The following is a 2,786-nucleotide window of genomic DNA, read 5'->3' on the forward strand; positions in this document are numbered from 1 at the left end:
AACTCATTCCATTCTGCAGCATCTCCCGCCTGGTAGCGGCAGAACTCACGAATGGACTCCTTCACATCGTCCCGGAATTCCTCCTGGGTACGGGGACGCCGAGCCACGCCAATTACCGCAAAATCATGTGTCAGCTTGCCTTCACGGTACAAACTGTAAATCGCCGGGAAAAGCTTACGCCGGGCTAGATCTCCGGTTGCCCCAAAAATAAAAAATACAGCACCGGGTGTATGCAGTTCATCAAGGGTTTGATTTTCAGCCATGGCTCCTCATCTCTCTGTATGTAATATAGTTGACAATCATTCTCAGCGCCGGTTAAAACATAAAATACGCATACGGCGTGATGTCATTTTATCATATCCGCAGAAAGGATGCTATCACATTCCTGACAGTTTTTCTCGGGATTTCGCAAATTTCCATTACTCTTTCTTATCCCTTTACATACTCCAGCTTATACTCCGGGATAAGGGTAGGCCACTGCCAGCCATATTCTATTATAACGTTACACAAAAAGCTCCGCAAACGCGGAGCTGGTGTACGAAGCTTTTGCTGATATTTTGCGGAATCAATACTCAATGGTAATCAGCGGCAATCCGATGGTCACACGGTTACTGTTGTCATTACCGTTCTTATGTACAGCTGCCTGCAGAGCTATCCTTTGATCTCCGCTATTCACAAACCGGCTCAGCCCCGGAACACTATAAGACCGGCTACAGGTCGTATCATCCTCATAATCTTCCACCGCTTTCAGCCCGGACAACCGGCCGGCAATCGTTCCTTCAATTCCAGCAAGTGCTTCATGGGGGGAGTCCTGCAATGACCCTACACCTTGAAGTGAAGCATTCCACTCCGGCGCAATGCCAGCTGCCTGCATCAGAGTCCCCGCTTCTTGTGCTGCTGTCTGAAAAGCCTCAGCCTTCAACAGATCCTCGGTTTCAACAGTTACAATCACATAGCTGCTGTCCGGACCCAGCTCACTCCAGAACATGGAGATCTTACTATACAAATCCGGAGATCCGGAAGCTCTGTAAGTAGCATGTCCATCTTCTTCGCCGGACTCCGCTTTCCCCAGTCCAAGCTGTGCTGCCAGCAGGTCTGCGTCCCTAACGGTGTCTACAGAGTTCCCGCTGTATGCTCCCTGCCATTTCAGGACAAGCCGCAACGGAGAACCTGCTGCCGTAACTTCTTGACCTACAGCTGCCAGTAGCTCCAACGACTGCGGCACCGCAGCAGGGCCGGATGAAGCGGGAGCGGCAGCCGCTGCACTTCCATGGTCAGCATTGCTGCGGAACCCGGCCAGCAAGAGCACCAGCAGACTCAGACCAAGAATCAGCAGCGTCATTTTACCTTTTCCTTGTCTCGTGATCTCCAGTCTCATATAACCTCTCCCTCTCTCATCCAATCTATCAATCTACTAGACAGGATAACCAACTTTGAGAGGGGATATACACCAGAGACCAGAATCCGCAATACGCAGGAGCATCCAGCTAAATTCCGGAAAGTTCTTCTTCCGTAAACTTTTATTCAGAGAAAATCGACTTGAGGTCCAGAGGCTCGAAGGTCAATGAATAGAACCCTGCCGCAAGCGCCTTTTCATCACAATGAAAGCTGTACACTTCTGTATACTGCTCAGACTGTTTAATTTTATAGCTCATCGTATATATGTTATCCATTTTGCTGATTTTCAGAAAGAAGGGATTATCCAGGAAAACCTCATCATTCATTTGATCGTCCAATACACCGAGATGCTCGATTTGCAAGGACTGTACCTGAATATTTACAATTTCGTAGATCGGTCCCAGTGTAATGCCATGATCGAGAGGAGTTATCAGATTTTTTCCGGTGGAAGGATGAAATAATTATCTCATTCTCAAATCTTTTATTTTATCCTCCTCATATAGCACAGCTGAAAGCTACCTACGTTCTTCAATGACTCTTTCCGATAGCCCAACTTGCCGTAGAGCCGTTGTACATCTTTGCTTCTGTCACCTGTAAAGATCAGAAAACTACTACTTCCCCTAAAAACCTCGTGTACCCTATTCATCAATTGCGTACCAATACCTTTATTCTGTTCCAAAGGATGCACTATCAATTTCCCTACATGACAGACGTTATCCACATCTAGGAATGCCCGGACCGAGCCAATGATCCTGCCGTTCTCCGAGAATTTCAGTATCGTGGATCTCTCAAACTCTCCATGAATTTCCTCCAGTGATTGTTTGAGTGGCTCAATATCCAGGCCGTAGATTTCTTCCGCTTCTCTTTGGAAAGCCAGCTTCTGCAGAGCCAGAATTTCTGGGAGGTCTTCCGTTCTTGCTTCTTCTATCAATTCATAGCCTCCTTAATATAAGGTTCATGAATCTCAGGGTCGACGCTACACCGCGTCATCGCATTAAAGTTAATGGACATTCTTGAACCTCCTGACTTTTTCACCAAAGATATGTCCATCTCTATTCCTAACCATGCGTGAAGCTAAAAAGCGTGTTCCGGTTGCAGTTTTAATTAAAACTTAAACAACATAGATTTGATAATTTAATATCATAAAATAAGTTATATTATATAAATTTTACCATATAAAAATCTATCCTTCAATACAACCGCCTTCGCTTCCGCCGAGGCCCTACCTTTATTTAGGCCGCCTCGAAAATCGTGTTTGCTTGTTAATTGGGCAGACATAGAAAAAAAAGGAACGCATCTTTGCGTTCCGCATAAAAACATAAAGACGGCACTTTGTTTTGTTAAGGTTATTCCGCCAGCCCATTCTTATATGCATAAATGGCTGCCTG

General features: G+C 45.8%; 3 protein-coding genes and 1 pseudogene. All 4 read right to left on the bottom strand.

All coding sequences use genetic code 11. The features are described from left to right. Positions 1 to 263: pseudogene (locus tag AQR02_RS29530) on the bottom strand (glucose-6-phosphate dehydrogenase); the annotation flags it as partial. A 302-nt stretch (positions 264 to 565) separates the two neighbouring features. After that, on the bottom strand, positions 566 to 1,378 hold the full coding sequence (locus tag AQR02_RS29535) for a YwmB family TATA-box binding protein (RefSeq protein ID WP_054943886.1): 813 nt from the start codon (positions 1,376 to 1,378) through the stop codon (positions 566 to 568). 142 nt (positions 1,379 to 1,520) lie between these two features. Then, positions 1,521 to 1,724, bottom strand: a complete 204-nt coding sequence (locus AQR02_RS29540) for a hypothetical protein (protein WP_159067884.1) — start codon at positions 1,722 to 1,724, stop codon at positions 1,521 to 1,523. 155 nt (positions 1,725 to 1,879) lie between these two features. Further along, positions 1,880 to 2,329 carry a GNAT family N-acetyltransferase gene (locus tag AQR02_RS29545; RefSeq protein WP_054943888.1) on the bottom strand — a complete coding sequence of 150 codons (450 nt, stop codon included), beginning with the start codon at positions 2,327 to 2,329 and terminating at the stop codon, positions 1,880 to 1,882. Positions 2,330 to 2,786 lie beyond the last annotated feature (457 nt).

The sequence above is a fragment of the Paenibacillus ihuae genome, from assembly GCF_001368795.1.
GTDB lineage: Bacteria > Bacillota > Bacilli > Paenibacillales > Paenibacillaceae > Paenibacillus_AQ > Paenibacillus_AQ ihuae.